The organism is Achromobacter arsenitoxydans SY8 (genome assembly GCF_000236785.1).
Taxonomy (GTDB): Bacteria; Pseudomonadota; Gammaproteobacteria; order Burkholderiales; family Burkholderiaceae_B; genus Achromobacter; species Achromobacter arsenitoxydans.
This window is the reverse complement of the sequence record NZ_AGUF01000063.1, coordinates 15,064-38,514: the sequence shown is the minus strand read 5'-3', so window position 1 is coordinate 38,514 and position 23,451 is coordinate 15,064. Positions and strand designations below refer to the sequence as shown.

Annotated in this window: 22 protein-coding genes and 1 riboswitch; of the genes, 8 read left to right on the top strand and 14 right to left on the bottom strand. The window is 67.7% G+C overall.

Features of this window, described 5'->3' with window-relative positions; all coding sequences use genetic code 11:
* Positions 1-298 precede the first annotated feature (298 nt).
* Positions 299-1,486, top strand: a complete 1,188-nt coding sequence (locus KYC_RS19885) for a class I SAM-dependent methyltransferase (RefSeq protein WP_008165688.1) — start codon at positions 299-301, stop codon at positions 1,484-1,486.
* A 40-nt stretch (positions 1,487-1,526) separates the two neighbouring features.
* Here KYC_RS19885 and KYC_RS19880 read toward each other — a convergent pair whose 3' ends face one another.
* The gene (locus tag KYC_RS19880) at positions 1,527-2,627 is read right to left on the bottom strand and encodes a tRNA nucleotidyltransferase/poly(A) polymerase-related protein (RefSeq protein ID WP_008165686.1); all 1,101 of its coding nucleotides are present in this window, start codon (positions 2,625-2,627) and stop codon (positions 1,527-1,529) included.
* Complete coding sequence (locus tag KYC_RS19875; RefSeq protein ID WP_238531968.1) at positions 2,624-4,786, bottom strand: lytic transglycosylase domain-containing protein; 2,163 nt, start codon at positions 4,784-4,786, stop codon at positions 2,624-2,626. The genes KYC_RS19880 and KYC_RS19875 overlap by 4 nt, the downstream gene beginning before the upstream one ends.
* 39 nt (positions 4,787-4,825) lie before the next feature.
* Here KYC_RS19875 and KYC_RS19870 point away from each other — a divergent pair, with 39 nt between their 5' ends.
* The 6 genes from KYC_RS19870 to KYC_RS19845 all read left to right on the top strand — a co-directional run bounded on the left by KYC_RS19870 (position 4,826) and on the right by KYC_RS19845 (position 11,086).
* The gene (locus KYC_RS19870) at positions 4,826-5,500 is read left to right on the top strand and encodes a 5-formyltetrahydrofolate cyclo-ligase (protein ID WP_043518986.1); all 675 of its coding nucleotides are present in this window, start codon (positions 4,826-4,828) and stop codon (positions 5,498-5,500) included.
* Positions 5,501-5,762: 262 nt separating this feature from the next.
* Entirely contained in the window at positions 5,763-7,193 is a 1,431-nt protein-coding gene (locus KYC_RS19865) for a circularly permuted type 2 ATP-grasp protein (protein ID WP_043518985.1), read from the top strand.
* 2 nt (positions 7,194-7,195) lie between these two features.
* The gene (locus tag KYC_RS19860) at positions 7,196-8,170 is read left to right on the top strand and encodes an alpha-E domain-containing protein (RefSeq protein WP_008165670.1); all 975 of its coding nucleotides are present in this window, start codon (positions 7,196-7,198) and stop codon (positions 8,168-8,170) included.
* Between the two features lie 13 nt (positions 8,171-8,183).
* Positions 8,184-8,987 (top strand): transglutaminase family protein, encoded by an 804-nt coding sequence (locus KYC_RS19855; RefSeq protein ID WP_008165669.1) that lies wholly within the window; start codon positions 8,184-8,186, stop codon positions 8,985-8,987.
* 55 nt (positions 8,988-9,042) lie between these two features.
* Positions 9,043-9,906, top strand: coding sequence for a proteasome-type protease (locus KYC_RS19850; protein ID WP_008165667.1), 864 nt, complete (start codon positions 9,043-9,045; stop codon positions 9,904-9,906).
* 181 nt (positions 9,907-10,087) lie between these two features.
* The gene (locus KYC_RS19845; RefSeq protein ID WP_008165665.1) at positions 10,088-11,086 is read left to right on the top strand and encodes a tripartite tricarboxylate transporter substrate-binding protein; all 999 of its coding nucleotides are present in this window, start codon (positions 10,088-10,090) and stop codon (positions 11,084-11,086) included.
* A gap of 87 nt (positions 11,087-11,173) precedes the next feature.
* Here the strand turns inward: KYC_RS19845 and metF are convergent, their stop codons facing one another.
* From metF to KYC_RS19800, 9 genes are all read right to left on the bottom strand, one after another.
* Positions 11,174-12,016: a methylenetetrahydrofolate reductase [NAD(P)H] gene (gene metF / locus KYC_RS19840; RefSeq protein ID WP_008165664.1), complete on the bottom strand. Its 843-nt coding sequence runs from the start codon at positions 12,014-12,016 to the stop codon at positions 11,174-11,176.
* 120 nt (positions 12,017-12,136) lie between these two features.
* Positions 12,137-12,472 (bottom strand): phage holin family protein, encoded by a 336-nt coding sequence (locus KYC_RS19835; protein ID WP_043518993.1) that lies wholly within the window; start codon positions 12,470-12,472, stop codon positions 12,137-12,139.
* A gap of 123 nt (positions 12,473-12,595) precedes the next feature.
* Positions 12,596-14,014, bottom strand: coding sequence for an adenosylhomocysteinase (gene ahcY, locus KYC_RS19830; protein WP_008165660.1), 1,419 nt, complete (start codon positions 14,012-14,014; stop codon positions 12,596-12,598).
* A 100-nt stretch (positions 14,015-14,114) separates the two neighbouring features.
* A riboswitch (S-adenosyl-L-homocysteine riboswitch) is annotated at positions 14,115-14,238 on the bottom strand.
* 61 nt (positions 14,239-14,299) lie between these two features.
* The gene (locus tag KYC_RS19825) at positions 14,300-15,346 is read right to left on the bottom strand and encodes a glycosyltransferase family 4 protein (RefSeq protein ID WP_008165657.1); all 1,047 of its coding nucleotides are present in this window, start codon (positions 15,344-15,346) and stop codon (positions 14,300-14,302) included.
* Positions 15,347-15,445: 99 nt separating this feature from the next.
* The gene (locus KYC_RS19820; protein WP_008165655.1) at positions 15,446-15,682 is read right to left on the bottom strand and encodes a DUF1289 domain-containing protein; all 237 of its coding nucleotides are present in this window, start codon (positions 15,680-15,682) and stop codon (positions 15,446-15,448) included.
* 44 nt (positions 15,683-15,726) lie between these two features.
* Entirely contained in the window at positions 15,727-16,614 is an 888-nt protein-coding gene (locus tag KYC_RS19815) for an alpha/beta fold hydrolase (RefSeq protein WP_008165653.1), read from the bottom strand.
* 41 nt (positions 16,615-16,655) lie between these two features.
* A complete protein-coding gene (gene leuD / locus KYC_RS19810; RefSeq protein WP_043518984.1) occupies positions 16,656-17,306 on the bottom strand; it encodes a 3-isopropylmalate dehydratase small subunit in 651 nt (216 codons plus the stop codon).
* Complete coding sequence (gene leuC / locus KYC_RS19805) at positions 17,303-18,721, bottom strand: 3-isopropylmalate dehydratase large subunit (RefSeq protein ID WP_008165649.1); 1,419 nt, start codon at positions 18,719-18,721, stop codon at positions 17,303-17,305. Before leuC ends, leuD begins: the two co-directional genes overlap by 4 nt.
* A 59-nt stretch (positions 18,722-18,780) precedes the next feature.
* The gene (locus tag KYC_RS19800) at positions 18,781-19,761 is read right to left on the bottom strand and encodes a tripartite tricarboxylate transporter substrate binding protein (RefSeq protein ID WP_008165647.1); all 981 of its coding nucleotides are present in this window, start codon (positions 19,759-19,761) and stop codon (positions 18,781-18,783) included.
* A 127-nt stretch (positions 19,762-19,888) separates the two neighbouring features.
* Between KYC_RS19800 and KYC_RS19795 the strand changes: the two genes are divergently transcribed.
* The gene (locus tag KYC_RS19795) at positions 19,889-20,812 is read left to right on the top strand and encodes a LysR family transcriptional regulator (RefSeq protein ID WP_008165644.1); all 924 of its coding nucleotides are present in this window, start codon (positions 19,889-19,891) and stop codon (positions 20,810-20,812) included.
* Positions 20,813-20,816: 4 nt separating this feature from the next.
* Here the strand turns inward: KYC_RS19795 and KYC_RS19790 are convergent, their stop codons facing one another.
* From KYC_RS19790 to KYC_RS19780, 3 genes are read right to left on the bottom strand one after another with little or no spacing between them, the layout of a single operon-like run.
* A complete protein-coding gene (locus KYC_RS19790; protein ID WP_008165643.1) occupies positions 20,817-21,461 on the bottom strand; it encodes a flavin reductase family protein in 645 nt (214 codons plus the stop codon).
* Between the two features lies 1 nt (position 21,462).
* Positions 21,463-22,278, bottom strand: coding sequence for a GntR family transcriptional regulator (locus KYC_RS19785; protein WP_081478071.1), 816 nt, complete (start codon positions 22,276-22,278; stop codon positions 21,463-21,465).
* A gap of 45 nt (positions 22,279-22,323) precedes the next feature.
* Positions 22,324-23,280 carry a polysaccharide deacetylase family protein gene (locus KYC_RS19780; RefSeq protein WP_043518982.1) on the bottom strand — a complete coding sequence of 319 codons (957 nt, stop codon included), beginning with the start codon at positions 23,278-23,280 and terminating at the stop codon, positions 22,324-22,326.
* Between the last annotated feature and the right edge of the window lie 171 nt (positions 23,281-23,451).

The following is a 23,451-nucleotide window of genomic DNA, read 5'->3' as shown; positions in this document are numbered from 1 at the left end:
GCTTTGGCGACCGCCCAGCTTCGGCGACCGTCCCCAGCGCGAAGGCGGCTTCCGTGGCGGCGACCGCCCTGAAGGCGGCTTCCGCGGCAAGCCCTCGTTCGACAAGCGCCCCGGCGGCCCCGCCAAGCGCTTTGGCAAGTCGTCGGACCGCCGCGGCTAAAGCAACGGCCTGAAGCGAAAAACCCCGCGCCATTTGTCGCGGGGTTTTTTTTGGCCGCGCGCGCCGTCTCGGCCGGGCGCATCGGCGTCGCGGTCCGTTTTTTGGGAAAATGCCGCATTCCCCCTGCCTCATCCGTCCATGCAACGCCCCGCTCCCGCCAATCTGCCCCCCCTTGCCCCCGCCGCGCTCGAACACAGCGCGGCTGCCGCCGCGCACCTGCGCGCCGCGATCGCCGCTAACGGCGGCTGGCTGCCGTTCGATCACTGGATGGCCGAAGCGCTCTATGCGCCAGGACTGGGCTATTACGCCGCGGGCAACGTCAAGCTGGCCGATGTGGACGATGGCGCCAAGACGCCGGCCGGCGACTTCGTCACCGCGCCCCAGCTCACGCCGCTGTTCGCCCGCACACTGGCGCACCAGGCCGCCGAGGTGCTGCGCCAGACGGGGACGCAGACCGTGCTGGAATTCGGCGCCGGCACCGGCGCCCTGGCCGAAGGGGTGCTGCTCGAACTGGACGCGCTGGGACTGCAGGACACCCGCTACCTGATCCTGGAAGTGTCGGCGGACCTGCGCGCCCGCCAGGCCGACAGGCTCAAGGCTTTCGGCGACCGCGTGCAATGGCTGGACGCCCTGCCCCATGCGTTTGCCGGATGCGTGCTGGCCAACGAGGTGCTTGATGCGATGCCGGTGTCGCTCTTTGCCTGGAGCCCCGAAGGCGCCGTGCTAGAGCGCGGCGTGACCGTGGACGCCGGCGGCGCGTTCGTCTGGGAAGATCGCCCCGCCCCAGACGCCTTGGCCACCGCGGTCGCCGCGCGCATGCCGCCGCTGCCCGGCTACGTTTCCGAAATCAATCTGCAGGGCGAGGCCTGGATCGCGGCCATGGGCAGTTGGCTTGAACGCGGCGCGGCCCTGCTGGTCGACTACGGTTTTCCGCGCAACGAGTACTACCACCCGCAGCGCGCGGGGGGCACGCTGATGTGCCATTTGCGCCATCACGCGCACGGCGATCCGTTCACGGCGCCCGGCTTGCAGGACATCACCGCGCACGTGGACTTCACCGCCATGGCGGAGGCCGCGCTGGCGGCAGGCATGCAGGTGCTGGGCTACACGTCGCAGGCCCGCTTCCTGATGAACGCGGGGCTGATGGACCTGCTGGCCCGGCTGGATCCGTCGGATGCGCAGGCCTACGCGCAGGCCGTCGCGCCCGTTCAGAAACTGCTGTCCGAAGCGGAAATGGGCGAATTGTTCAAGGTGTTGGCGATTGGCCGCGGCATGCAGGAACCGCTTTCGGGATTCTCGCGCGGCGACAGGCTGGGCAAGCTGTAGCGCGGGCCCGCCGCCGGCACGCGCGCCGCGCGATCTGCGCTCAACCCGCCCGCAGGCGCTCCAGTCGCGCCTGGCGCACGCTGTCCTTGATGCGGGCCGGATCGCCCGCGCAGGCTTTGGCGATCGCCCCCGCATCCACGCCGCGCACGGCGGCCACGCGCGACTGCCAAGCGGGTTTGTCCACCGGCCGCAGCACGGCGGCGGCATCCAGCAGGTCGAAGAAGCGCTCCGGCTTGCGCAGGGCGTCGGCGCGCTCCATCAGCGCGAGCTGCGCATCGGCGGCGTCGCCCTTGTCCGGCGCGCCATCCAGCGCGGCCAGCACCTCCGGCAGCAGCCGCGCATGGTCATTGCATTCGGTGGGCACGCGCAGTCGGCGGCCCATGGCCTCGCGCTCGGGGGTCAGCCGGCAGAGCAGCGCGTAGCGGCCCGCCAGCGACAACCCCAGGCCGGCGGCGCGATCAATATCCGCGCCGACCTCGTCCACGCCCTGCAGTTCCGGCATCACGCGCGCCAGCGCGCCCGAAGACTGCAGCACGGCCAGCATGCGCGAGGGCGCACCCGCCATCAGGCCGCGAGAGAGCTCCTTCCAGACGCGTTCCGGCACCAGCGCGTCGGCCTCGCCCGCCTGGACCATGCGGCGGCACAGATCCAGGGTTTCGGGCGCGACGGTGAAGTCGGGAAAGCGCGCCGCGAAGCGCCCCAGCCGCAGGATGCGCACCGGGTCTTCTTCGAAGGCATCGCCCACATGCCGGAAGATCCGGGCGCGCACGTCCGCGGCGCCGCCCAGCGGATCGACAAGTTCGCCGTCCTGCTTCTGCGCGATGGCGTTGACGGTGAGGTCGCGGCGGCGCAGGTCTTCTTCCAGCGTGACGTCCGCGCCCGTGTAGAACGTGAAGCCCTTGTAGCCGCGCCCCGACTTGCGTTCGGTGCGGGCCAGGGCGTATTCCTCTTTCGTGCGCGGATGCAGGAAGACGGGAAAGTCGCCGCCGACCGGGATGAAGCCGCGGCGCGCCATGTCTTCGGGCGTGGCCCCCACGACGACCCAGTCGTGGTCGCCCGGGCGCAGGCCGAGCAACGCATCGCGCACCGCCCCGCCGACTATGTACACACGCAGGCCCTCGGTGGCCGGATCGCGCGTCATGGGGCGGCCGCGGTTTCCACGCCCTGCGGCACGACATTGCCCAGCCGCTCTTTCAGCGATTGGGGCTGGCCGCTGAACATCGCCGCGTAGTAGACCGCGTTGGACATCACATTCTTCACGTACGTGCGCGTTTCGGTGAACGGGATCGTCTCGGCGAAGATGGCGCCCTCGACCGGGTGGGAGAAGGTCGAGCGCCAGTTGCGCGGACGGCCAGGACCGGCGTTGTAGCCCGCGCTGGCCAGCATCTGCGAGCCGTTCAGGTCGCGCAGCACGATGTTCAGGTAGTTGGTGCCGAGTTCGGTATTGGTGTCGAAGTCGTTGACGCTATCAGGCGTGAAGTTGCTCATGCCGATCTTGCCCGCGACCCACTTGGCCGTGGCCGGCATGAGCTGCATCAGGCCGGACGCGCCGACATGTGAGCGCGCATCCATGATGAAGCGCGATTCCTGGCGGATCAGTCCGTAGACCCAGGCCGGATCCAGCGCGATGGCGTTGGCCTTGGCGGTGACGCGGCCCTCGAACGGCGCGATGAAACGCTGGCTGAAGTCGAATTCCTTCTCGGTGCGGTCGGAGGTGTTGACCACGCGATCGTAGATGTTTTCGGCGCGGGCCAGCTCGGCTGCCGCCATGAGCTGGCGGTCGCTCATGCCGCGCAGGGTGAAGTTCCATTCCGGCACGGCTTCGGCGCGCCAGCCCAGGCGGAACAGCATCACGGCGCGCTGCAGGCCGGGATTGGCGCGCGCCTCGGCGATCTCGCGATCGCTGATGGGCGCGGGACGCGGCGGCACCTTGATGCGGCGGCCCAGTTCCTCGGCGGCCAGTTGGCCGTAGAAATCGAAGCGGTCGGCAATGCTGACGTAGGCGGCTTCGGCCTTTTCCTTGTGGCCCAGCGCGGCCTGGCCGCGCGCCTTCCAGTACACCCACGACGTTTCCGCCTGCTGCGAGGCGGGCATTTCGTCGATGGATTCAATGACCCATTTCCAGTCGATCTTGGGCTGGCGCAAGGCCGCGCGCACCTTCCATCCCGCGTTGTAGTCGGTCATGCGGATGTGGCCGGCTTCGCGGTACCAGTCGTTGGCCCGGCTATCCAGGCTCAGCGCGGCCGCCAGCGCGTACTGGCCGCGCACCCAGGCCAGATTCGACTTGGACATGGACTTGGCCCACTCGCGGCGCAGGTAGGAGTCGGCCACGCCAACGTCCGAACGCGCCAGCCGGGCCAGTGCGAGGACGACGAGTTCCTTTTCGTTGCGTCCCACGGGCATGCGGTCCTGGCGCGTGAGCCACCTCATGGGGTCTTTCATGAGGAGGTCGTAGGTCTTTACATCGCGCGGCTCGAACATGTACTGCACCAACTTGCGCGCGTCGGCGGTCTTGTTGGCCTCGATGGCGTCGCGCAGTTGGGGCTCGAGCTGGTCCCAGCCCAGGATGCCGTCCGCCACCAGTTGGTCGTACAGCGCCCAGCAGGCGCTGCCGGGCGCGAAGACGGCCATCGCCTGCGCGGCGGTGGCGCGCTGGCCGGTCATGTGCCGGCCGTCCAGGATGGCGCATTCGATCTGCGCATTGGAGTTCTTCACGGGCGCCAGCTTGCGCACGGTTTCGAAGTCGCCGCTGCGCGCGGCCGCCAGCAGCCAGTCGCCGCGCAGGCGGTCGGCCAGGTAGGCGTCGCCGTTGCTGCTGATGAACTGCTGCAGCGCTGCGGTGGGCCGGCCGTTGGCGGGCGGGGTCCACAGCTGATAGCGCAGCAGCCAGTATTCGGGGTACATGCCCAGGGGGTTGCCCTTGGCCTGCGGCACCAGCGCGCCAAGCACCGACCATTGCTTGCGGGTCATGGCTTCGCGGGAGGCCACCACGGCGGCTAGCGCGGGCGTGTCGGCGGTGGGGGGAAGGCCCGCCAGCACGACGGGGGGCACCGCGATGACGGGTTGCGCGGCCTGCACGGCCGGCTGGGGCGGGGGATTCAGGGCTGCGCTGCGCTGCTGGGCGTCGACCGGCGCACAGGCGGCGGTGAACAGGGCCACCAGGGGCAGCCAGCGGCGCAGGCCGGTGCGGGCGTCGGCCGCAAAGGCTTGCCGAGAGGAATTCTGATACCGTCGGGGTTGCAGGGATTGCGTCTTGCCGCGCACCCGCATGCTGAACATCCGCATGTTTGTCTTCAGCATGTTTGCCTTCATCTTCAACCCCCCGGTTACAGCCACCGCATGACTACGCAAAATACTCCAGAGGATACCGCAGTCCAGCACCGCACGCGATTACGGAAACTGCGCGCCGAATTGCCGGAAGACCAGCGCAGCCGCGGCGCCCTGCTCATGCGCGCGCGGCTGTTCACCTGGCTGAACGTGGCCCGCGACCAGGCCGTCCAGGCGGGCCATCCGGCCCCCACTACCGTAGCCGCTTTCTGGCCCATGGAAGACGAGCCCGATCTGCGCCCCCTGCTGACGCAATGGAGCGAAAACGGCATGACGGTCGCCCTGCCGGTGGTGCGCGAACGCAACGCCCCCCTGTCGTTCCTGCCCTGGACGCCCGAGGCCGCACTGCAAAAAGGTCCTTATGGCATCCAGGAGCCTGTCGCCGGGCCCGAATTGCTGCCCGACGTGGTCTTGGTTCCCACCCTGGGCTACACGGAACGGGGCGACCGCCTGGGCTACGGTGGCGGCTACTACGACCGCACCCTGGCCGCGCTGCGCGAGCGCGGCCACGCCTTCATCGCGATCGGCATCGCCTGGAGCTGCGGCGAGCTGGACGCTGGCTACCAGCCCGCCCCGCACGATGTCCAGCTGGACGCGGTGCTGACCCAGGACGGCTGGGTGCCGCAGGCGCCCCTTGAGCAAGGCGGCACGGGCGGCGCCACCCTGCACAGCTACCGGCTGAACTGACGCACCAGACTCGCCCGGCGCAACGCACCACTTTGGTGCATACTAGGCAATGACAGCCCTGCGCCGGTTGTCGCCACGATAGGACTCCCAGGGTAGTCCGCTGCGGGGATGGCGAACCAACGGCCTTCGGCGGATATTTGCTTGCAGGCGCCCCGCCGGCCAAAACCTGGCATGCGGGTTGCTTGTTGTTCAGGACCGGCCAGTCACTGGCCGGACAACGGCCGCGTGCAAGCCGGCCGCAAGCATCTGCATCGGAGGAGCCATGAAGGACAGACCACCCCGTCCATCCGCCTATGACGAAATGCGCGATGGCGCGACCGGCGTACGCTCCCATTACCAGGCCTTCGAGCGCTGGCACAACGAGCAATCCGCCGAAGCCATGGCCGTGCGCCGGCTGGAAGCGGACCTGAGTTTTCGCCGGGTGGGGATCACGTTTTCGGTGGCCGGCGACGCCGCCGGCACGGAACGCCTTATCCCCTTCGACCTGATCCCCCGGATCATTCCCGCCCAGGAATGGCGGCATCTGGAGGCGGGCCTGAAGCAGCGCGTCCGCGCGCTGAACCTGTTCATCCACGACATCTACCACGGGCACGACATCGTGCGCGCCGGCATCGTCCCGGCCGAACAGGTGTTCCTGAACGCCCAGTACCGTCCTGAAATGCAGGACGTGGACGTGGCCGAGGACATCTACTGCCACATCGCGGGCGTGGACATCGTGCGGGCGGGCGCCGGCGAATTCTATGTGCTGGAAGACAACCTGCGCGTGCCTTCGGGCGTGTCGTACATGCTGGAGAACCGCAAGATGTCGATGCGGCTCATGCCCGATGCCTTCAGCCGCATCAAGGTCGAGCCCGTCGCGCACTACCCTGACCTGCTGCTGGACAACCTGCGCGAAGTCGCGCCGCACGGCGGCGACGACCCCACGGTGGTGGTGCTGACGCCCGGCATGTACAACTCGGCCTACTTCGAGCACGCCTTCCTGGCCCAGCAGATGGGCGTGGAACTGGTAGAGGGGCAGGATCTGTTCGTGGAACAGAACACCGTCTACATGCGCACCACGCGCGGCCCGCGCAAGGTCGACGTGATCTATCGGCGGCTGGACGACGACTTCCTCGATCCGCTGTCGTTCCGCGCCGATTCCGCGCTGGGCGTGCCTGGGCTGCTTTCCGTATACCGAGCAGGCCGCGTCACGCTGGCCAATGCGATCGGCACCGGCATCGCCGACGACAAGTCCACCTACCTGTACGTGCCCGACATGATCCGGTTCTACCTCGGCGAGGAGCCCATCCTGTCGAACGTGCCGACCTGGCGTTGCGGCCGGCCGGACGAGCTGTCCCATGTGCTGGCCAACATGCAGGACCTGGTGGTCAAGGAAGTCCACGGCGCCGGCGGCTACGGCATGCTGGTCGGGCCTTCGGCGTCGCTCGCGCAGGTCGAGGCATTCAAGGAGCGCGTGCGCGCCAATCCCTCCAACTACATCGCACAGCCCACGCTGGCGCTGTCCACCACGCCCACCTACGTGGAATCCGGCGTCGCGCCGCGCCACGTGGACCTGCGTCCCTATGTGCTGTGCGGCAAGGACATCCGCACCGTGCCGGGCGGCCTGTGCCGCGTGGCGCTGACCGAAGGCTCGCTGGTGGTCAACAGCAGCCAGGGCGGCGGCACCAAGGACACCTGGGTACTGGAGGAATAGACATGCTGAGCCGAACCGCCGACAACCTCTTCTGGATGTGCCGCTACACGGAACGCGCCGAGAACACCGCGCGGATGCTAGACGTGAACCTGCAGATGTCGCTGCTGCCGCAGGACACCCGCACGCGCGAAGGCTCCTGGCTGGGCGTGCTGCGCATCTCCGAACTGCAGGGCCTGTACCAGAGCAAGTACGCGTCGATCTCGCCCCATGACGTGCTGCAATACATGGTGCGCGACCCCGAGAACCCTTCGTCGATCTACGCCTGCATGCGCGCCGCCCGCGAGAACGCGCGCGCCGTGCGCGGCAGCCTCACGACCGAAGTCTGGGAGACCTACAACACCACCTGGCTCGAACTGCTCAAGCATCTGCATACGGGCCTCCTGGAGCGCAACCCGGGCGAGTTCTTCGAATGGGTGAAATTCCGTTCGCATCTGGCCCGCGGCGTCACCATCGGCACCATGCTCGAAGACGAGGCGCTGTATTTCCTTCGGATCGGCATGCACCTGGAGCGGGCCGACAACACGGCCCGCATGCTGGACGTGAAGTTCCATGAGCGCAACGGCGCGGGCGCGCCGGACGTCCGTGCCGAACCCGCCGGGGCCGCGGCCGTGCAGAGCGAGTTCTACCGCTGGTCGGCGCTGCTCAGCTCGGTTTCCGGGCTGGAGATCTACCGCAAGGTGTACCGTGACGTCATCACGCCGGACCGGGTGGCGGAACTGCTGATCCTGCACGGCGACATGCCGCGTTCGCTGCTGGCCTCGATGCGCGCAGTGGCCGACGACCTGGCGCGGGTCTCGAACCAGCGCTCGACCGAAACGGAACGGCGCGCCGGCATGCTGTGCGCGGAACTGCAGTACGGCCGCGTCGAAGACATACTGGCCAGCGGATTGCACCAGTACCTTGAGCGCTTCCTGGACCGCATCAACGACCTGGGCAACCGCATCAGCCAGGACTTCCTGGTGCCGCTGTCGGCATAACACGGAGGCAGCAATGAAGCAGATCATCACGCACGTCACGCACTACCGCTACACCGCGCCCGTCAACTACAGCATCCAGACCCTGCGCCTGACTCCGCGCGACGACGAACACCAGCGCGTGCTGCGCTGGAACATCGAAGCGCCCGGCGACCTGGAAAAACAGGTCGACGCCTACGGCAACATCACGCACACCCTGACGCTGAACCGGCCGCACTCGGACATCGAGCTGCGCGTGACCGGGCAGGTCCTGGTGGCGCCGCTGACACGCGGCGTGCTGGGCGGCGAAGACAGCCGGCTGCCGGTGCACGCCTATTGCGTGCAGACCCCGCTGACGCAGGCGGACGACACCATTCTTGCCTTCGTGCGCGACGTGCTGCCGCAAGGAATGACCTCGTCGGACGACATCCTTGCCCTGGCCGCCGCGATCCACGAACGGGTAGCGTACGAACCAGGCACCACGGACGTGACCACCGCCGCCGACCAGGTACTGGCCATGGGCCACGGCGTGTGCCAGGACCATGCACACCTGTTCCTGGCCTGCGTGCGGGGCATGAACGTGCCCGCGCGGTATGTCAGCGGCTACCTGTACACAACCGCCGAGCACGCCGCCAGCCACGCCTGGGTCGACGTCTGGCTGTCCGGCATCGGCTGGACCAGCGTAGACATAACCAACCGCCAGTTCGCGTCGGAATGCCATTGCCGGCTGGCGGTGGGACGGGACTACGACTCGGCCTCGCCCGTGCGCGGCGTGCGCAGCGGCGGCGGCGACGAAACCATGGAAATCAGCGTGCAGGTCCAGGAGGCCGTGCAGCAGTAACCCCGGTCCGCCGCGCCGCAATACAATGCGTGGTGGTTTTCCCTTATTTCCGATCATGACCTACTGCGTCGCAGCCCGCCTAGAATCCGGCCTGGTTTTCCTGTCCGACTCCCGCACCAATGCGGGCGTCGACCAGATCAGCGTCTTTCGCAAGATGACCGTCTTCGAACGTCCCGGCGAGCGCGTCATGGTCCTGATGACCTCCGGCAACCTGGCGGTCAGCCAGGCCGTGCTCAACGTACTGACCCGCCAGCACGACGACGGCGCGCAAACCATCTGGAACGCGCCCGACATGTTCGAGGCCGCGCGCCTCGTCGGCGCGGCGGTGCGCGAGGTCTACCGCAACGAGGCGCACGCGCTGCACGAGCAAGGGGTGGACTTCAACGTCAGCATGATCTTCGGCGGGCAGATCGGCGCGGAACGCTGCCGCCTGTTCCAGATCTATTCGGCCGGCAACTTCATCGAGGCGGGCCAGGAATGCCCGTATTTCCAGATCGGCGAGGCCAAATACGGCAAGCCCATCCTGGACCGCGTGCTGCAGCCGGACACGTCGCTGGATGAGGCCGCCAAGTGCGCCCTGATCTCGATGGACTCCACGCTGCGCTCCAACATCTCCGTGGGCCTGCCGCTGGACCTGCTGGTCTATGACGCCAATTCCCTGCGCGTGACCCACTTCGCCAGCATCGACGAACATAACGAGTACTTCCGCATGATCCGCGGCACCTGGGGCGAACGCCTGCGCCAGGTATTCGCGGAAATCCCGGACCCGATGTGGACCAACCCGGACGCGCCCGACTCGCTGGTGCCGGCCGGCCGCGTGCACCAGCCGCTGCGCATGGAGCCCGTCGATACCCCGCGGCCCAGCTACACCACGCCGCAGGTGCTGGCCGAGGAACCGGGCAAGGACCAGCCTAACTAAGGCCTGCCCCACGCTTCTTTTTCGCGCAACCGCTTACAAGTTCGCGTAAACCCTCCTTTTCGTCAGCCGAAACCCGGTTTGCAAAACCGCGAATTCCCATGCGCGGATGGGCAGGCCACACTGCGGGAGCCTGCCCGCCATGCTCTGCCTTGCGGGCCGAAAAGACCACAAGGAGCGAGACATGTCCCTACCCTACGCGCGCGCCTTCAAGCGCGCCGCCTTGCCCATGCTGGCCCTGTCCTGCCTGGCCTGGAACAATGCCGGCGCGCAAGGCGCCTATCCCAACCATCCCATTTCCCTGGTGGTGCCGTTCGCCGCGGGCGGCCCGACCGACGTCGTGGCCCGCAGCCTGGGCGCCTCCATGGCCAAAACCCTGGGGCAGAGCGTCGTCATCGAAAACCGCACCGGCGCGGGCGGCACGCTGGCGTCCCAGCACGTGGCTCGCGCCGCCCCCGACGGCTACACCTTCCTGATCCACCACAACGGCATGGCGACCGCGCCCGCCCTGTACCGCAAGCTCTCATTCAATCCGCTGACGGACTTCGCCTATGTCGGGCAGGTCGCGGACGTCCCGATGACCCTGCTTGGCCGCAAAGACCTGCCAGCCGATGGCATGGCCGGTTTCATCAAGTACGCCAAGGCAAACGGCAACAAGGTCAACCTGGCCAATGCCGGCCTGGGCGCCGTGTCCCAGCTTTGCGGCATGCTGCTGCAGGAGTCGCTGGGCGTGCAGTTCACGACCGTTCCCTACGCGGGCACCGCGCCCGCCATGACGGCCCTGCTGGGCGGCCAGGTGGACGTGCTGTGCGACCAGACCACCCAGACCATTCCCCAGATCAAGGCCGAACGCGTAAAGCTGTACGGCGTCACCACGCTGGACCGCATCAAGGCGCTGCCCGATGCGCCGACGCTGCAGGAAGGCGGGCTGAAGAACTTCGAGGTCAAGGTCTGGCACGGCGTCTATGCGCCCAAGGGCACGCCGCCGGAGGCCGTGGCCAAGTTCAACGCCGCGCTGCGCGCCGCGCTGAAAGATCCCGCCTTCACGCAGAAGATGGCCGAACTGGGCGCCGAGATCGTGCCTGAATCCAAACAGACGCCGGAAGGCCTGCAGACCTGGCTGCAATCCGAGATCGACAAATGGGGCGGCGTCATCCGCAAGGCGGGGGTGTACGCGGACTGAGCGTTCCGCGCGCAATGAAAAAAATGGCCGGCGAAATTTCGCCGGCCATTTTGTCTGCCGCGCCGGATGCCCGGCGCCGCCACGTTCTTACGCCGACAGTTCCTTCCAGATCGCCAGCGGCGCTTCGGCATGGTTCAGGGTGTAGAAATGCACGCCCGGCGCGCCGTTGTCCAGCAGCGTCTGGCAGAGCTCGGTCACCACGTCGATCCCGAAGGCGCGGATGGAAGCCTTGTCGTCGCCGAACTCGGCCAGGCGCAGGCGGATCCAGCGCGGCACTTCGGCGCCGCACATTTCCGAAAACCGCAGGAGCTGCGTGTGGTTCGTGATGGGCATGATGCCCGGCACGATCGGCACGTCCACGCCCTTGGCGCGGGCCCGGTCGACGAAATCGAAGTAGGCGTCGGCATTGAAGAAGTACTGCGTGATGGCGGCGTCGGCGCCGGCCTTCACCTTGTTCACGAAATGGTCCAGGTCAGCCGAGGGGCTGGACGCCTGGGGGTGCATTTCGGGATAGGCCGCCACTTCGATGTGGAACCAGTCGCCGGTTTCTTCGCGGATGAACGACACCAGCTCGTTGGCATAGCGCAGTTCGCCGGCGTCGCCGCCCATGCCCGACGGCAGGTCGCCGCGCAGCGCCACGACGCGCCGCACGCCTTCGTTCTTGTAGGCCTGGAGGATGTCTCGCAGGTCCTGGCGGGAGGCGCCCACGCACGACAGGTGAGGCGCCGCGTCGCAGCCCAGGTTGCTCAGCGTGCGCACGGCATCCGCCGTGCCGGCGCGCGTGGAGCCGCCCGCGCCGAACGTCACACTGACGTACTTGGGCTGGATGGCCAGCATCTGCTTGGCCGCGCGCACCAGCCGTTCCTGGCCGGCCAGGTCGCGGGGAGGAAAAAATTCCAGACTGAAAGCGGGAGAGTTCGTTTCGGACATGTCAGTGTTTTAATGGCTATGCGCCGCATTCGGCCGGTGAGACACCGTGGGGTGCCGCGGAGCCGGCTTCGCCGGTCCGCAGCACGCCCCTGGCGGAAGCGCGCAGCGCTCGGGGGGCCCCTACGGGATCAGCTTGGTAAGGAGACCGGAAATGATGCTGTAAAGAATCGCGCCGCCCACGGCCCACCAGAACCCGTTGACCTGAAATCCCTTGAGCACCGAGCCCACGAACCAGAACAACAAAGCGTTGATGACGATGAGAAAGAGACCGAGGGTGACGATCGTGATGGGCAGCGTCAGCAACACCAGCACCGGCTTGACCAGCATGTTCACCAGGCCCAGCACCAGCGCGGCGATGAGCGCCGACCCGAAGCTGGCCACCACGATGCCCGGCAGCAGGTAGGCAACGGCCAGCAGGGCCACTGCGTTCAGGATCCAGACGAGTATCAGTGTCACCATGTTCGAACTCCTGTATTGACGCTCCGCGGCCCCGTCATCGCCAGGCGAGGACGGGCGTGCCCCGCGGACCGGAAAACCCGCGCCGACATGGCGCGGCGATTTCCTATTGTGCTACATCAATCAATAGCGGTAGTGGTTGGGCTTGTAGGGGCCCTCGACCGGCACGCTGATGTAGTCGGCCTGGTCCTTGCGCAGGGTCGTGAGATTCACGCCCAGCTTCTTCAGGTGCAGGCGGGCGACCTTCTCGTCCAGGTGCTTGGGCAGCACGTAGACTTCGCCGGACTTGTAGGCTTCGTTGCGCGTGAACAGTTCGATCTGGGCGATCGTCTGGTTGGCGAACGACGACGACATCACGAACGAGGGGTGGCCGGTGGCGCAGCCCAGGTTCACGAGACGGCCCTGAGCGAGCAGGATGATGCGCTTGCCGTCCGGGAAAATGACGTGGTCGACCTGCGGCTTGATCTCTTCCCACTGGCAGTCGGCCAGGCCGGCGACGTCGATTTCGTTGTCGAAGTGGCCGATGTTGCAGACGATGGCCTGGTCCTTCATGGCGTTCATGTGCTCGCGCGTGATCACATGGTAGTTGCCGGTGGCGGTGACGAAGATGTCGCCGTGCGCGGCCGCTTCTTCCATGGTCACGACCTTGAAGCCTTCCATCGCGGCCTGCAGGGCGCAGATCGGATCAATTTCGGTGACCCACACCTGGGCGCGCAGGGCGACCAGCGCCTGGGCGCAACCCTTGCCCACGTCGCCGTAGCCGGCCACGACGGCGATCTTGCCGGCGACCATCACGTCGGTAGCGCGCTTGATGCCGTCCACCAGCGATTCGCGGCAGCCGTACAGGTTGTCGAACTTGGACTTGGTGACCGAGTCGTTGACGTTGATGGCGGCAAACGCCAGCTCGCCCTTTTGCGACATCTGGTACAGGCGGTGCACGCCGGTCGTGGTTTCTTCCGTCACGCCCTTGATCAGCGCCAGGCGGGTCGAGTACCACTTGGGATCGCGCTTCAGCGTTTCCTTGATGGCGGCGAACAGGATGCGCTCTTCGTCGCTGCCCGGGTTGGCCAGGACCGAGATGTCCTTTTCAGCCTTGGTGCCCAGGTGCAGCATCAACGTCGCGTCGCCGCCGTCGTCGAGGATCATGTTGGCGTTCTGGCCGTTGGGCCATTCGAAGATCTTGTGGGTGTACTGCCAGTACTCTTCCAGCGTTTCGCCCTTGACGGCGAAGACCGGCGTGCCGGACGCGGCGATCGCGGCGGCGGCGTGGTCCTGCGTGGAGAAGATGTTGCACGACGCCCAGCGCACTTCGGCGCCCAGCGCCACCAGCGTCTCGATCAGCACGCCGGTCTGGATGGTCATGTGCAGGCTGCCGGCGATGCGCGCGCCCTTGAGCGGCTGCGATGCGGCGAATTCCTCGCGGATGGCCATCAGGCCGGGCATTTCGGTTTCGGCGATGGCGAGTTCGCGGCGGCCCCAGCCGGCCAGCGACTTGTCGGCAACGAGGTAGTCGGAGAAGGATTTATCAGTCACAGCGTTCATGGTGTGTAGGCTCCACGTAAATGACGAACGGCGCACGATATGGCCGGACAACGCGAATACACCACGACAGTCGAGTGCTCGCCTTTCCCGCCATATGCGACAAAGGTGAGCGCCGTTGCTGCAGCGACGCGCTGGGCGCGGCGCTTGAACAAGGATTCCTGAGCCTGGCGAGCCGGGGTTCACTTGAAGGGAACCGCAGGGTCGTCGCAACGCTCCTCAGGATTGCCGGGCATTGTACAAGGTTGGCGCATGCAAGGGATAGCGAATCCGGGCCGCGCGCCGGTCTCAGGGCGTGGGCGCCCAGACGTGCGCGGCGCCTTTCGGATCGCCCTGGGTCAACGGCACCAGTGCATCCAGCAGGTCCGCGGCCACAGAATCCCAGCTGCGCGTCAGCGCCCGCGCGCGCACGGCGTCACGGTCCAGCGCCAGACATGCCCGGCAGGCCCGCCCGAGGTCGTCGTCAAGACGCCCCGTCACGCCCGCTTCGACCACCGCCAGCGGCGCTTCGCTGCGAAAGGCCGCCACGGGCGTGCCGCAGGCCATGGCCTCCAGCATGACCAGGCCGAACGTGTCGGTCAGGCTGGGAAACACGAACACGTCGGCCGCGGCGTAATAGCCCGGCAGGGCGGCGTCCTGCTGCATGCCGAGGAAAACCGCATCCGGGAAGCGCTTTTTCAGGCGGGCCTCGTCGGGGCCGGCGCCCACGACCACCTTGGTGCCCGGCAGATCCAGGGACAGGAAAGCGTCCAGGTTCTTTTCCCGCGCCACCCGGCCCACGCTCAGCCAGACGGGCCGGGCCAGATCCTGGAACGCCCGGCTGGCGGAAGGCTGGAATTTTCGGGGATCGACCCCGCGAGACCAGACCTGCAGGTTGGCCAGCCCGCGCTCCACCAGGATGTCGCGCACCGTCGGAGTCGGCACCAGCACCCGCTGCGATGGCCGGTGGAACCAGCGCAGGTAGCGCCATGGCAAGGCGGCGGGGATGCCCATGCGCGCCTGCAGATAGTCCGGGAACATGGTGTGAAAGGACGTGGTGAAACGCCAGCCGCGCTTTAGCGCCATCCGCCGGGCGGCCAGCCCCAGCGGGCCTTCTGTGGCGATGTGCAGCGCGTCGGGCACGGTGTCGCCCAGGATGCGCCGCAATTGCCGCCCCGGCTGCAGGCACAGCCGCAGGTCGGGTTCGGACGGCGCCGGAATGGTCCGGCTGCCCTGGGGACTCACCACGATCAGCTCATGGCCCCATTCGCCGAGGATCTGCTGCATGGTCGTCCAGGTGCGGACGACGCCGTTGACTTGCGGATGCCAGGCATCCGTGACCAGGACGATGCGCATGATGGAGCCGGAAGTGGGCGATGGCCCTATTCAGCCTGCGCCATGTGACACGGCCAAGACGGCGGCCGCGCGCCCGGCGGAAAGCCTTGCGCGGGCGCCTCAGTTGTTGCGCCGCGGATACCCTTGCGCCTTGATGCGGATCCAGACTTCGCGCTTTTCCTCTTCCGACATGAAGACCCAGTTGGCGACTTCCATGGCCGTGCGGCCGCAGCCGCGGCAGATGTCGTCGAACAGCGTGGAGCACACGGCCACGCAGGGTGAATCCGAGGCCTTGAAGGCGCGTTGCGCGTCCTCGGCATCGGGCAATTCGGAAAGATCGGCGAAGTAGCGATTCATGGGCCGAAGGTTAACACCAGGGGTGCGTCCCCTTTTGGATAGCCCTACCGCCCGCCGAAGAAATCCGCCGCCTCGGCCAGCAAGGCGCCGGGCGTTTCCTCCGCCAGATAATGCGCCCCCGGCAGCGGACCGCCCGTCACATCGTCCGCCACGGCGCGCCACAGGGCCAGCACATCGAAGTTCCGGCCCACCGCCCCGCGTTCGCCCCACAGCACGCGCACCTGCATGCGCAGGCGCTCGCCGGCCGCGCGGCCCGCCCGGTCGTGTTCCAGGTCCAGGGTGGCGGACGCCCGGTAGTCCTCGCAGATGCCGGTGGCCCAGCCGGGCTGGCGCGCCGCGCGCTCGTACTCCGCCATGGCTTCAGGGGAGAAATGCGCCAGTCCGCCAGGCCGGCCTCCCATCACCGACCGCAGGTAGAAAACGGGGTCGTGCTCGATCATGGTTTCGGGGACGGGTGCGGGCTGAATCAGCCAGAACCAGTGAAAGTAGGCCTGGGCAAAGGCGCGGGTCGTGCCTTCGTACATGTCCAGCGTGGGCGCGATATCCAGCAGCATCATGCGCCCCACGGCATCGGGATGATCCAGCGCCAGGCGATGCGCCACGCGCGCGCCCCGGTCGTGGGCCAGCACGTCGAAGCGCGCGTGGCCCAGACCGCGCATCAGGTCCGCCATGTCCGCCGCCATGGTCCGCTTGGAATGGGCCGAGTGATCCACGCTGGCGGCAGGCTTGGCGCTGTCTCCATAACCGCGCAGGTCCGCGGCCACGCAGGTGTGGCGCCGCGTCAGCTCGGGCCAGACCCGGTGCCAGATGGCGTGGGTCTGCGGATGCCCGTGCAGCAGCAGCAGGGGCGGGCCCGAGCCGTCGATGCGGGCGGCGATCTCCACGCCGTTAGCCTGGATGCGCCGCACGGGCAGGTCGAAAAAGGCGGTCATCCGCGTCGTCTCCAATCTATGTGTTGCCGGGATTGCCCGCCTCAGGCGGCGTCCAGCCGGTCGCGCACCTGGCGCGCCACGTCCTTCATCCAGGGAAAGCGCGCCCAGTGCCGCGCCTCGAAGCGCTCCACCTCGGGCAGCTGCTGCAGCGTCGCGCCCACCATGTCCTGGCCCTGGGCGAACATGCGGCGATGCCGCTCGGGCAGGTCAAAGCCGGCGCCCCAGCCGTCGGCGGCGTGCACCTGGCCGGCCATCACGTCGATGCGCAAGGGATTGCCATGGGCGCCCGCGCTATTGGACACCCGCGCGAGCAGCGCGTCGACCTCGGCCGGCGGCAGGGTCACCAGCAGCAAGCCGTTGTTGAGCGCGTTGAAGTAGAAGATCTCGCCGAAGCTGGACGCGATCACCGCGCGAATGCCGAACTGCTGCAAGCCCCACACGGCGTGTTCGCGACTGGAGCCGCAGCCGAAGTTGGGGCCCGCCACGAGGATGGACGCGCCCGCGTAGGCTGCCTGGTTCAGCACGCAATCCGGCCGCGGCGCTCCCGCTTCGTCGAAGCGCAGGTCATACAGCAGGCCCTTGTCCAGGCCCGCCTTGTCGATGATGCGCAGGAACTGCTTGGGCATGATCTGGTCGGTGTCCAGATTGGAATACGGCAGCGGCGCCGCAACGCCTTCGATCAATGGATTCATTTGGGCTCCCATTCGCGCACATCCACAATGCGGCCAGCCAGCGCGGCGGCGGCGGCCATGGCCGGACTCATCAGGTGCGTGCGCCCTGCCCGCCCCTGGCGTCCCTCGAAGTTCCGGTTGGTCGTGGAGGCGCAGCGTTCGCCGGGGCGCAGCACGTCGTCGTTCATGGCCAGGCACATCGAACAGCCGGGCTGGCGCCATTCGAACCCCGCCTCGATCAGCTGCGCGGCAATGCCTTCGGCTTCCGCCTGCGCGCGCACGGCGCCCGAGCCCGGCACCACCATGGCCCGCACACCCGCGGCGACCTTCCTGCCGCGCGCCAGCCCCGCCACCACGCGCAGGTCTTCGATGCGGCCGTTGGTGCATGACCCGATGAATACGCGGTCGATCGGCACCCCGGCAATCGGCGCGCCGGCGGCCAGGCCGATGTAGTCCATGGCCTTTTCCAGCGCCAGCCGGGCAAGGGCGTCGGGCTCGTTGCCCGGATCCGGCACCGCGCCATCCACCGGCACCGCCTGGTCCGGGCTGGTGCCCCAGGTCACGAAGGGCGCGATCCGCCCCGCATCGAACACATGTTCGACATCGAAGCGGGCGTCCTCGTCGGTGCGCAGCGTAGCCCAGTAAGCGCGCGCCGCTTCCAGCATGCCGCCGCGCAGTTGCGGCGCGTGCGCCACCACATAGGCGTCGGTGACGGCGTCCGGCGCGATCAGCGCGGCGCGCGCACCGGCCTCGACTGTCATGTTGCACAGGGTCATGCGGGCCTCGGCGGACAGCGCGCCGATCGCCTCGCCGCAGAACTCCACCGCGTGCCCGCGCGCGCCCTGCGCGCCGATGCGATGCACGAGGTAGATCACCAGGTCCTTGGCCGACACATGGGCCGGCAGCGCGCCATCGACGCGGATGCGCATATTGCGCGCCACGCGGTACACCAGCGTCTGCGTGGCCAGGATGTGCTCGACCTCGGACGTCCCGATGCCGAATCCCAGCGCGCCCAGCGCGCCGTAGGTGGTGGTGTGGCTGTCGCCGCACAGCACCACCATGCCGGGCAGGATCATGCCGTGTTCCGGCGCAATGACGTGCTCGATGCCCTGCAGCGGATCGGTCGTGTCGAACAGCGCGATGCGCTGGGCATCGCAATTGCGCTTCAGATTCTGCGCCTGGCGCGACGAGGCCTCGTCGGCGATCACCCGCAACGCCGCGGGCACCGGGTGCGTGGGAATGATGTGGTCCACCACCGCCATCTGCTGCCCGGGACGCAATACCCCCCGGCCGCGCGCGGCCAGGCCGCTGAAGGCTTGCGGGCTGGTGTATTCGTTCATGATGTGCAGATCGACATAGAGCAGGACGTGCTCGCCGTCGATCCGGGCCACCTCGTGGCTGGCCACCAGTTTGTCGTATAGCGTCATGCCGGGCATGTCTTGCTTCCTTGATGATGAATGCGCCCGCGGCGCGCGCGGGCGTGTCTTGCTGTCGTTCAGTTGGCCTCGATGCCGGCGTCCTTCACGATGCCGGCCCAACGCGTCATTTCCGCGGCCACCATCGCATCGGTCTTGTCCGGCGCGGTAACCAGCGGATCGAAGCCTTCCTTCTGCATGCGCTGCGCCAGCGCCGGCGAACGCAGCGCTTCGCCCAGCTTCGCGTTCAGCGTGTCGATCACCGCCTGCGGGGTGCCGGCGGGCGCGCTGACGACGAACCAGGTGTTGAACTCGTAGCCCGGCAGGCCCGATTCGGCGATGGTCGGCACGTCCGGCAGCAGCGGCGAACGCTTCGTGCCGGTCACGCCCAGCGCACGCAGCTTCTTGCCGTCGACCTGCGGCTTGGCGGCGGACAGCACCGGAAAGCTCATTTGCACCTGGCCGCTGATGGTGTCCAACATGGCCGGCCCGCCGCCCTTGTACGGCACATGCAGGATCTGCGTTTTCGACACGGACTTGAACAGTTCCGCCGCCATGTGGAAGGTGCTGCCGGTGCCGGCCGAGCCAAAGCTCAGCTCGTTGGCGGGACGGGCGCGCACGTAGGCCAGCAGGTCGCTCACCGAGGTCGCCGGCAGCGCATTGGTCACGGTCAGCACATGCTGGGACGTGCCCACCGTGCCCACCGAGCGCAGGTCCTTCGCCGTGTCGAACGGCATGGATTTGAAGAGCGCCGGATTGATGGCCAGCGACATGGTGTTGATGGCCAGCGTATAGCCGTTGGGTTCGGCGCGCGCCACCGCCGCCATGCCGATGTTGCCGGACGCGCCGGCGCGGTTCTCCACGATCACGCTCTGGCCCAGCGCGCGGCCCCAGGCGTCCGAAATCAGGCGCGCGGCGATGTCCACGCTGCCGCCGGGCGCGAATGGCACGACCAGCGTCACGGCGCGTTCGGGAAAGGCGCCGGCAGCGGCGGCGGGATGGGTCAAACAGGATGCGGCGATGGCCGCGCACACGGCGCCAGCCCCTTTAGCTATCTTCATTTCCTGGTCTCCTCGTATGGCCGCGTCGGGCGGCTCTGTATGGGTGAGTCCAGTGTATAGGCCGGTTAAGTTCTTATAATTCTTCAAAAGACTAAAGCTTTGTTAAATCTGATTTATAAATAGCCCCATGGACGCGCTTTCTGATCTCGCCTTCTTTGCGCTGGTGGTCAAGCACGGCAACCTGTCTGCCACGGCGCGCGAACTGGGGCTGACGCCGCCGGCCGTCAGCACGCGCCTGGCCAAGCTGGAACAGCGCCTGGGCGTGCGCCTGCTGAACCGCACCACACGCCGGGTCAGCGTCACGCAGGAAGGCGAGCTATATCTGGCCGAAGGCGGCCGCATTCTGGCGGATCTGCAGGCGCTGGAGCGCTCGGTGTCCAGCGCACGCGCCCAGCCCCAGGGCCTGTTGCGCCTGAACGCGACGTTCGGATTCGGGCGCGCCCACATCGTGCCGGCCGTGTCGGACTTCTGCCGCCAGTTCCCCGACGTGGAAGTGCAGATGCGGCTGACCGACAGGCCGCTGAACCTGATCGAAGAAGGCTTTGACGTGGCGGTGCGGTTCGGCGACCTGCCGGACGCGCGCCTGACCGCCCGCAAGATCGCGTCCAACCGGCGGCTGCTGTGCGCCTCGCCGCGCTATCTGGACACCCACGGCGAACCCCGCACGCCGGGCGAACTGCAGCGCCACCGCTGCATCGTCGTGCGCGAAAACGACGTGGCCTACGGCACCTGGCGGCTGGAATCAGGCGCGCGCGCGGAGACCGTGAAGGTGCGCGGTCCGGTCAGCTCGAACGACGGACAAAGCGCGCTGGAATGGGCGCTGGACGGCCACGGAATCGTCATGCGATCCGAATGGGAAACCGCGGCGTACCTGCGCGCGGGCCGGCTGCGCGAAGTGCTGGCCGACTGGCGCACCCCGCCCGCGGACATCCACGCGCTGTATCCCGAGCGGCTCAACCTGCCGGCCAAAACGCTGGCCTTCGTCGACTTCCTGTCGCGCCGATTCGCCCGCCACGTGCGCGCACCGGGCACGGACGGCGCCGTCTGGTGAGGCCTCAGATTTCGTCGATGGACGTGCTGGCGGCGGCGCCCGCCGCCGGCGCGCCGTCTGCGCCAATGGCGTAGCGGTCGCGCGTGGTGACGTAGAAGCTGGCGCCAAAGCGCCCCACCGGAAAGTAATCCTGCAGGCGGACCCGCCAAGTGTCCGTATCTATCAGCCCGTCGCGCGCGTGCAGCCAGCGCACCTGCCCGATGAATATCTGCCGGCTGGCGGTTTCCATGGTTTCGAACAACGTGCATTCGAACGCCACCGGCGCCTGCACGATGCGCGGCGGCGCCACGCGATGGCTGGGCGCGGCGTCCAGGCCCGCATGCGCCAGTTCGCTGACGTCCGAGGGCAGCCGGTCGCCGCAGCGGTGCATCTTTTCCGCCATGGCCTCGTCGGTCAGGTGGACCACGAACTCCTTGCCGCGCACGATGTTGGCCGCGGTGTCCTTCAAACCGCCGTCTTCCAGCCGGTTGATGCTGACCATCACGATGGGCGGGTCTTCTCCCAGCATGTTGAACATGCTGAACGGGGCGGCGTTGACCACCCCCGTTTCGGACAGCGTGGTGATCAGCGCGATCGGACGGGGCACGATCAGGCTGGCCATCAGCTTGTAGCGCTGATATTCGGTAATGGCGTCGAAGTCGATTTCCATGTCAGGCCAGTCCCAGCATCTGGGCAAGAGTTTGAGCGGGTTGCGGGCGTTCCAGGCTGATGCGCCGCTCCAGGTCCGCAAGATGGTTGTCGTTGATCCTGACGGCTTCGGCGACGTCGCCGCGCTCCATCATGTCCACGATCAGCACGTGTTCGCCGTGTTCGCAGGCCGCGTTGCCCGGCGGCTCATACAGGGCCACGATGAGCGAACAGCGCGACACCAGTTCGGCCAGGTAGCCGTGGAGGATGGTGTTGCCGGACAGCTCGCCCAGCCGCACATGGAAGGCGCTGGCCTGCCGCGCCCACGCGGGCTGGCCGGCGCGGTGCAACAGGGCGTGCTCGTCGCGCAACTGCTTGCGCAGGGAGGCGTAGTCGGCCTTGGTGGCCCGGGCCGCGGCCAGCGGCAGCAGCGCCGCCTCCAGCGCGCGGCGCGCCTGGAAAATCTGGCGCGTGTCTTCGGGCGTGGGCTCGGCCACCACCGCGCCCCGGTTGTGGTGCAGGTCCACCACGTGCTCGTGCGCCAGCCGCTGCAAGGCCTTGCGCGCGACCGACCGGGACACCCCGAACAGCTCGCAGATCGCCGCCTCGGGCAGCTTGGTGCCGGGCGTCAGGCGCTGGCTCATGACGCTTTCGTAGACCGCTTCGCAGATCCGGCGCTCCATATCGGCGTCCGGCGCCGCATCCGGCATCCCTGCGTCGGGCGTCCCAAGATCGGGAACGGCGCCATCGGGCGCGGCGGTCTTGCGCAAGCCGGCTGCGGATTTTCCGGCGGCTTTCGTCCGGGGCTTGCGGGGTTGGGCGAGGCTTCGGGTGGACATGAGTAACTCGGTTCAGCGGGAATGACAGGAGCGTTCGTGTAGGCGCTAGGCGATCACGCCGGGCGGCAGGCCGTCCACGTGCCGGCAGATCTGGCCAGGCGTGGTGAACCAGATCTCGCCGCGGTCGCGGGCGGCGGCCAGCGGGGCCAGTGCCCGCCGCAGGTGCCGCAGGCGATAGGGCTGGCCGACGATGTAGGGGTGCAGCGCAATGCCCATGACCAGCGGCTGGCGGACCGCCTGCGCGCGCATCTCTTCGAACTGGTCGAGAATCATATCGGCAAAATCGCGCGCATCCATCTTGCGGCCCATGATCATGGGGATGTCGTTGAGTTCCTGCGGATACGGAATCGCCCAGAGGTCGCCCGCACGGGTGCGCATGCGCATGGGCTGGTCGTCGTGGCACCAGTTGAGCGTATAGCGGTAGCCCGCCTCGGCCAGCAGGTCGGGCGTGGCGCGGCTTTCGGAGATCCAGGGCGACAGCCAGCCGGCCGGCTCGCTGCCGGCGTGGCGCAGGATGCGGTCGCGGCAATGCGCAAGCAGCGCGCGCTCTTCTTCCTCGGGCAAGCCGCCCTGCCGGTGCGCGTTGCTGTAGCCGTGTCCGATGAGTTCGTCGCCGCGCGCCAGGAAGGCGTCCACCAGGTCGGGGCAATGTTCATACAGCGCGGTGTTGATCAGCACACCCGCCGGCAGGCGCAACTCGTCGAACAGCTCCAGGCAGCGCCAGGCGCCCACGCGGTTGCCGTACTCGCGCCAGGCGTAGTTCAGCACGTCCGGATGTGGCGACGCCGGCCCCAGCTCCGCGCCCAGGCCTTCCCCGAACGCGAAATGCTCAATGTTGAAGCCCAGGTACACCGCCAGGCGGGCGCCATTCGGCCAGGAATAGTCTGTTCTTCCGGAGATCGCCTGGTAGGGAAAGCGGCCGTGGCAGGCAAGGGGTTCCGGGGTCCAGGACGACGGGGACTCACGCCCCGGTTTAGTGCTTTGAAGCGAGGTTGGATTCATTTTGGTGCAAATCCTGATGCATGATTGTGAACAAAACTTCTGATGCTTTGGCGACAAAATCGGAAATCGGTGTGTACAAACCATGGCGGATCGCAGCCTTTTCCGCGGCGGCCCCGCTGTGGCGGGGCCGGTACGCCATCCGGCGGGCGGGGCGGATCAGGTGGCATGGAT

Bases quoted from the DNA above. Each gene is read 5' to 3' on its own strand.
- KYC_RS19885 (WP_008165688.1), top strand. From the start codon at position 299: ATGCAACGCCCCGCTCCCGCCAATCTGCCCCCCCTTGCCCCCGCCGCG.
- KYC_RS19880 (WP_008165686.1), bottom strand. From the start codon at position 2,627: ATGACGCGCGATCCGGCCACCGAGGGCCTGCGTGTGTACATAGTCGGC.
- KYC_RS19875 (WP_238531968.1), bottom strand. From the start codon at position 4,786: ATGCTGAAGACAAACATGCGGATGTTCAGCATGCGGGTGCGCGGCAAG.
- KYC_RS19870 (WP_043518986.1), top strand. From the start codon at position 4,826: ATGACTACGCAAAATACTCCAGAGGATACCGCAGTCCAGCACCGCACG.
- KYC_RS19865 (WP_043518985.1), top strand. From the start codon at position 5,763: ATGAAGGACAGACCACCCCGTCCATCCGCCTATGACGAAATGCGCGAT.
- KYC_RS19860 (WP_008165670.1), top strand. From the start codon at position 7,196: ATGCTGAGCCGAACCGCCGACAACCTCTTCTGGATGTGCCGCTACACG.
- KYC_RS19855 (WP_008165669.1), top strand. From the start codon at position 8,184: ATGAAGCAGATCATCACGCACGTCACGCACTACCGCTACACCGCGCCC.
- KYC_RS19850 (WP_008165667.1), top strand. From the start codon at position 9,043: ATGACCTACTGCGTCGCAGCCCGCCTAGAATCCGGCCTGGTTTTCCTG.
- KYC_RS19845 (WP_008165665.1), top strand. From the start codon at position 10,088: ATGTCCCTACCCTACGCGCGCGCCTTCAAGCGCGCCGCCTTGCCCATG.
- metF (WP_008165664.1), bottom strand. From the start codon at position 12,016: ATGTCCGAAACGAACTCTCCCGCTTTCAGTCTGGAATTTTTTCCTCCC.
- ahcY (WP_008165660.1), bottom strand. From the start codon at position 14,014: ATGAACGCTGTGACTGATAAATCCTTCTCCGACTACCTCGTTGCCGAC.
- KYC_RS19825 (WP_008165657.1), bottom strand. From the start codon at position 15,346: ATGCGCATCGTCCTGGTCACGGATGCCTGGCATCCGCAAGTCAACGGC.
- KYC_RS19820 (WP_008165655.1), bottom strand. From the start codon at position 15,682: ATGAATCGCTACTTCGCCGATCTTTCCGAATTGCCCGATGCCGAGGAC.
- KYC_RS19815 (WP_008165653.1), bottom strand. From the start codon at position 16,614: ATGACCGCCTTTTTCGACCTGCCCGTGCGGCGCATCCAGGCTAACGGC.
- leuD (WP_043518984.1), bottom strand. From the start codon at position 17,306: ATGAATCCATTGATCGAAGGCGTTGCGGCGCCGCTGCCGTATTCCAAT.
- leuC (WP_008165649.1), bottom strand. From the start codon at position 18,721: ATGCCCGGCATGACGCTATACGACAAACTGGTGGCCAGCCACGAGGTG.
- KYC_RS19800 (WP_008165647.1), bottom strand. From the start codon at position 19,761: ATGAAGATAGCTAAAGGGGCTGGCGCCGTGTGCGCGGCCATCGCCGCA.
- KYC_RS19795 (WP_008165644.1), top strand. From the start codon at position 19,889: ATGGACGCGCTTTCTGATCTCGCCTTCTTTGCGCTGGTGGTCAAGCAC.
- KYC_RS19790 (WP_008165643.1), bottom strand. From the start codon at position 21,461: ATGGAAATCGACTTCGACGCCATTACCGAATATCAGCGCTACAAGCTG.
- KYC_RS19785 (WP_081478071.1), bottom strand. From the start codon at position 22,278: ATGTCCACCCGAAGCCTCGCCCAACCCCGCAAGCCCCGGACGAAAGCC.
- KYC_RS19780 (WP_043518982.1), bottom strand. From the start codon at position 23,280: ATGAATCCAACCTCGCTTCAAAGCACTAAACCGGGGCGTGAGTCCCCG.